Source organism: Mesorhizobium sp. M7A.F.Ca.CA.004.04.2.1 (assembly GCF_004022825.1).
Lineage (GTDB): Bacteria > Pseudomonadota > Alphaproteobacteria > Rhizobiales > Rhizobiaceae > Mesorhizobium.
Genome location: NZ_RZPH01000371.1, coordinates 1 through 5,284, shown reverse-complemented (window position 1 = coordinate 5,284; position 5,284 = coordinate 1). Strand labels below are relative to the sequence as shown.

Here is a 5,284-nt window from a genome sequence, read left to right as displayed (position 1 = left end):
TTGCGGCTCTTGTCGGCCTGCGCTTCGAGCGACGCGATCAACTCCTTCAGGCTGCCGGCCTTGGCCGCCAGCGCTTCGGATCGCTGCTTTTCGGCGGCCATTTGCGTCTGCGTGTCGGCTTCGAGCTTCTGCTTGGCCTCCAGCAGCATGCCGAGCCGCTTCTTTTCCGCCGTCTGGTCGCCGACCGCCGCCGTCAGCCGCGCCCGTTCGGCCTCGATCGACGCCGTGATCCTGGTCTGTTCCTTGAGATCGGCAAGCAGGCTATCGGTCTGCTGGCGCAGTTCCGGCACCACCGCGCCGAGCAGGATGGCGCTGCGCACCGACGACAGCGCGTCCTCGGGCTTGACCAGGATCGCCGGCGGCGGGTTGAGGCCCATGCGCTGCAGCGCGCCCAGCACTTCGGCCAGAACGTCGCGCCGCGCCATCAGCGAGGCGCGGATCTTCTGTTCCTGGCCCTTCAGTCCTTCCAGCCGGGCGCCGATGTCCTCGATGTCCTGGCCGAGCTTCTGCTCGGTCATCGCCGACTGGATCAATGCGGCGGTGATCGAGGCGTGATCCTTCTTGATCGTCGCGATATCGGCGGAGAGTTTGGCCAATCGTTCCGACGACAGCGTGATCTCCTTCGAGACCCGTTCATATTCGGCCCGGCTCTGATCCGGATCGGGAGCCATGTCGAGCGTGTTTTCCGCCCGCCCCGCATGCAGCGACAGCACAAGCACCGCCACCGCGATGCCGCAGCGCGCGCGCCAGGAGCCCGTTCTTGATTTTCTGTCTTCAGACATTGAAGCCCGACTCTATGCGTGGCTTCGTTAACGAACAATCAACCATGTTCGAAACCGCCCACTCGATGCAATCTTGCCTCGGCATTGGGGCGGAAATCCGGGTGTACTGCACCAATTCACCGGTTTACGAGCGATGATAAGGATGTCCCGAAAGGATGGTGGCCGCCCGATAAAGCTGCTCTCCCAGCATCACGCGCACCAGCTGATGCGGCCATGTCAACAATCCGAACGACATCACCAGTTCGGCCTGGTCGCGCAGCGACTGGTCGTGACCGTCGGCGCCGCCGATGGCGATGACCAGCGCCTTGCGGCCACCGTCACGCAACAGGCCGAGGCGCCCGGCGAAATCTTCCGAGGAAAAGCTTTTGCCGCGTTCGTCCAGCAGGATCAAAGCGGTGCCGGGCTGCAACTGCGTCTGCAGTTTCTGGCCTTCCTCACGCCGGCGCTCGTTGGCGGTCTGGCTGCGCCCCTCGGCAATCTCGGCAATGCCGCCAAATTCAAGCCCCACGGCCGGGCCGCTCTTGGCGAAGCGCTCGAAATAGCGGTCGGCAAGCAGCTTTTCGGGGCCGGCTTTCATCCGGCCCACGGCATGAACTGATATCTTCATCCTCGCCTTGTAAGCCGCGCGAACGACTTAGTGGAGCGTTTCTTCCTCGAGGTCCGGCGCCTGCCACATCTTTTCGAGATTGTAGAATTCGCGGACTTCGGGGCGGAAGACATGGACGATGATGTCGCCAGAATCGATCAGGACCCAGTCGGCGCCGGACAGCCCCTCAACGCGCGCGGTGCCGAGACCGGCATCCTTGATCGCTTTGAGAAGATGATCGGCGACAGCCGCGACATGACGGTGCGATCGGCCCGAAGCGACGACCATGTAGTCGCCGAGGCTCGATTTCCCCTGGATGTCGATGGAGACAATGTTTTCGGCCTTGGAGTCTTCCAGACTGGCAAGGACTGTCTTGATGGCGCGGGACACGGCGTCGTCTACGCTGATCCTGGCCGGCGAAGGCATGATATCGGCCTTCTTCCGCAGTGCTGTTCTCAGTGTATTTCCTTTCGCAGCAAGAACAACCAAATCACCCCTTGAAGCAGGTGACACCACTTAGATAGGCAGAGTTCCCTGACAGTTTCAAGACGGGACCCTGCCTCGCACGAACGTATTGTCGCTCTTGTGGTTCCGCTGCACGCCGGAAAAGATCGGAACCCTCACCGCCCGCATGGGTTATCGGCTCACCGACCAACCGGATTCCCCCCATGCCGATCGACCCGCAAAACGCCTTTCTCAGCGTCCAGGCTGGCCTCGCCCAACTGAGCACGCTGATTGTTTCGTACTCCTTCTCGGCCATCGGTGCCGTCATCCTCTTGATTGTCGGCTACATCGTCGCCGGTCTTGCCGAACGTTCGATCTTCGCCGGTCTCGGCCATATCCATGGTTTCGATGCGACGTTGCGGCATTTCTTCTCCAAGATCGTCCGCTACGCCATCCTGATCCTCGTCACCATCATGGTGCTCGGCCAGTTCGGCGTGCAGACGGCCTCGATCATTGCCGCGATCGGTGCCATTGGCCTCGCCATCGGTCTGGCGTTGCAGGGCACGCTGCAGAACATCGCCGCCGGCATCATGCTTCTGGCGCTGCGGCCGTTCCGCATCGGCGAATCCGTCGAGGTTGGTTCGATCGCCGGCACGATCGAGGAAATCGGTCTGTTCGCGACCAAGCTCAGGACCGCCGACGGCGTCTACATCCTGGCGCCCAACTCGACGTTGTGGAACCAGCCGGTGCGCAACTTCTCGCGCAACGGCGTACGCCGCAGCGACATCACACTCTCCATCGGCTCCTGGAACGACATCGACAGGGCGCAGAAAACCTTGCTTGCCACTGCCGCGGCCGAACGGCGAGTGAAACGTGAGCCGGCGCCGATCGCTTTCGTCTCGACATTGGGTGACAGCACTGTTTCGATTGCCTTGCGCTATTGGACATCGTCGGCGGACTTCTTCGCCACCCAGACTGATCTCACCAAGCGCGCCAAACAGGAATTCGATAGCGAAGGCATATCGATCCCGCTGCCGCCGCCGGAAGCGCCCCAACCCGAAGCCCGCCGGCAATAGTCGGTTGGCTCAGTGCCGGCCCTCATCGTCCGGTGCGAAGGCAAGTTCGACCGGCAAAGGCGCCTGCGCCGTCATCGGTGCGAAACTGCCGGTTTCACCGACCGGGACCGCACGCGTCGTGAACACACGCAAAAGCACGAACAGGCAGAAGGCAGCGGCGATGAGAACAGCCACATAGATGAAAGCCTGCGTTCCGAAGACGGCCGACAGCGCCGTCACGATGCCGGGCACGACGAAACCCGACAGCGACCAGGCAAACAAAAGCGAACTGGACAGCGCCACCATGTCGTCCTTGCCGGCGCGGTCGGCGGCATGTGCGCTGGCCAGCGAATAGATCGATTCCGAGGCGCCGTCCCACACGATATAGATCACAACCAACGCGGCCAACGCGCCGCCATCGTACCCGAGCGCAAATACGCCGGCGACCATGGCGAGCGCGGATGCGGCGATCAGCACATAGCGGCGGTCGGTTCGATCAGAAATCCAGCCAAGCGGGATCTGCAGGATCAGCGTGCCGAGAGGCATCGCCGAAAGCAGCAGCGCCACATCGGCCTGGCTGTAGCCCTTGGCCGTGGCGTGGATCGGCGCGAAGCCCGCAATCGACATTGACAGGCCGCCGACCGCAAGCATGCCGGCGACGCCGACCGGTGAAACCCGCCAGGCGCGGCGCAGCGCCACCGAGGCCGCCTGCGGTGCCGGCGGCTGGGCAAGTCGGGTCATCCCGACGGGAAGGATCGATAGCGCCGTGAAGGCGATGCCGATCAGCGGCGCATCCGCTGTCCTGATATCCACCAGCGCCAGCGTCGCGTAGCCGACGCCAAGCCCGGCGACATAGGCAACGTAGAAGAAAGCCATGACCCGGCCACGGATGGCGTTGGCAACGGCGTCGTTCAGCCAGCTCTGCGCGACGATGAACAGGCCGCAGATGGCAAAGCCGTAGAGCGCGCGGGCGGCTATCCACAGCAGCGGATGGACCCCGGCGCCGACGGCGGCGTTGGCGAGTGCGATCAGCGCCGACAACACCATGAAGGCACGGGCATGGCCGACCCTTCGCACCAGCGGTCCGGTCAGGATGCAGCCCGCCAGCCCACCGGCCGAAAGTCCGGTGATGATAAGTCCGGCCCAGGTCGGATCGAAACCCTCGGCGCCGAGCCGAACCGGGATATAGGCAAACATCAGCCCGTTGCCGACGGCTATCAGTGCCATCGACACGATGACGCTGGCAATCGCGATCAGCGGTGTGGGCTCGGCGCCCTGCTCGGCTTCGCTGCGGGTTTTCCTGGGAATCGACATGCCTGCTCAGGATTGCCCATGAAACGGGCAAAGGGAGCGATAAAAGCGACATGGGCGGGCGGTCGGGCTCACCCCTTCGCCAGCTTGCGGATCGCACTTGATGACAGCGACGAGCGCGGGCCGTGGATAAAGGTCCAGGCCGGCGCTTTCATGCGGGCAAGCCGCGGCGCATCGCCCTCGTCGATGCGGGCATAGTCGAAGGTCTTGGCGACGACGGAGGACAGGAACGACAGCGTCGCGCCCGGGCGGTCGATGACGGCGATCGGGAAGGTCATGACGATCTCGCGCCAGCGCTGCCAGCGGTGGAAATCGCGCAAACTATCCGCACCCATGATCCAGACGAAGTCGACCCCGGGATTGCGCGCCTTGACCAGCGCCAGCGTGTCGGCGGTGTAGCGGACGTGATGGGCGGCTTCGAAAGCGGTGACCTTGATCTTCGGGTTCTTGGCGATCTGCTCCGACAGCTGCAGCCGTTCGCCGAGCGGCGCCAGTTCCCTGGTGTTCTTCAGCGGATTGCCCGGCGTGACCATCCACCACAATTGGTCGAGCGCCAGGCGCCTGAGCGCGATCTCGGCGACCAGCGCATGGCCGGCATGCGGCGGATTGAACGAGCCGCCGAACAGGCCGACGGCGAGGCCTTTCTCGGCATGCGGCATCTTCAGGTAACGGGAGGGTACCGCCGGTTCGGAAGATGCCAGCATTGCCTCAGGCTCTGACAACGAAAAGATTCAAGGCCTCACCTGTCCCGACCCGCGCACGCGGTATTTGAACGAGGTCAGCTGCTCGACGCCGACCGGTCCGCGCGCATGCATCTTGCCGGTGGCTATGCCGATCTCGGCGCCCATGCCGAACTCACCGCCATCGGCGAACTGCGTCGATGCGTTGTGCAGCAGGATCGCCGAATCGATCTCGTTGAAGAATCTTTCGACGGCTTGCGCGTCCTCGGCGACGATCGCCTCGGTGTGATGCGAGGAAAACGTCTCGATATGCTCGATGGCACCGGCAACGCCGTCGACCAGCTTCACCGCGATGATGGCGTCGAGATATTCAGTCACCCAGTCGGCATCGATCGCCGGCTTGGCATCGAAAAACACTTTCAGCAC

The 5,284-nt window shown here is 63.4% G+C and carries 5 protein-coding genes and 2 pseudogenes; 1 reads left to right on the top strand and 6 read right to left on the bottom strand.

Annotation, left to right across the window (positions count from 1 at the left end; translation table 11 throughout):
* From EN893_RS17510 to rsfS, 3 genes and pseudogenes are all read right to left on the bottom strand, one after another.
* A pseudogene (locus tag EN893_RS17510) lies at nt 1-782 on the bottom strand (hypothetical protein); the annotation flags it as partial.
* Nucleotides 783-906: 124 nt separating this feature from the next.
* Nucleotides 907-1,389, bottom strand: coding sequence for a 23S rRNA (pseudouridine(1915)-N(3))-methyltransferase RlmH (rlmH, locus tag EN893_RS17505; protein ID WP_127267094.1), 483 nt, complete (start codon nt 1,387-1,389; stop codon nt 907-909).
* Nucleotides 1,390-1,416: 27 nt separating this feature from the next.
* A complete protein-coding gene (gene rsfS / locus EN893_RS17500; RefSeq protein WP_013529073.1) occupies nt 1,417-1,794 on the bottom strand; it encodes a ribosome silencing factor in 378 nt (125 codons plus the stop codon).
* Between the two features lie 242 nt (nt 1,795-2,036).
* On the opposite strand from rsfS, the gene EN893_RS17495 reads away from it, so the two are divergent.
* A complete protein-coding gene (locus tag EN893_RS17495; RefSeq protein WP_127267095.1) occupies nt 2,037-2,888 on the top strand; it encodes a mechanosensitive ion channel domain-containing protein in 852 nt (283 codons plus the stop codon).
* A 9-nt stretch (nt 2,889-2,897) separates the two neighbouring features.
* Here the strand turns inward: EN893_RS17495 and EN893_RS17490 are convergent, their stop codons facing one another.
* From EN893_RS17490 to proA, 3 genes and pseudogenes are all read right to left on the bottom strand, one after another.
* Nucleotides 2,898-4,181: an MFS transporter gene (locus EN893_RS17490; protein WP_127267096.1), complete on the bottom strand. Its 1,284-nt coding sequence runs from the start codon at nt 4,179-4,181 to the stop codon at nt 2,898-2,900.
* Between the two features lie 68 nt (nt 4,182-4,249).
* On the bottom strand, nt 4,250-4,882 hold the full coding sequence (locus EN893_RS17485; RefSeq protein ID WP_236383241.1) for a nicotinate-nucleotide adenylyltransferase: 633 nt from the start codon (nt 4,880-4,882) through the stop codon (nt 4,250-4,252).
* Between the two features lie 27 nt (nt 4,883-4,909).
* A pseudogene (gene proA, locus EN893_RS17480) lies at nt 4,910-5,284 on the bottom strand (gamma-glutamyl-phosphate reductase); the annotation flags it as partial.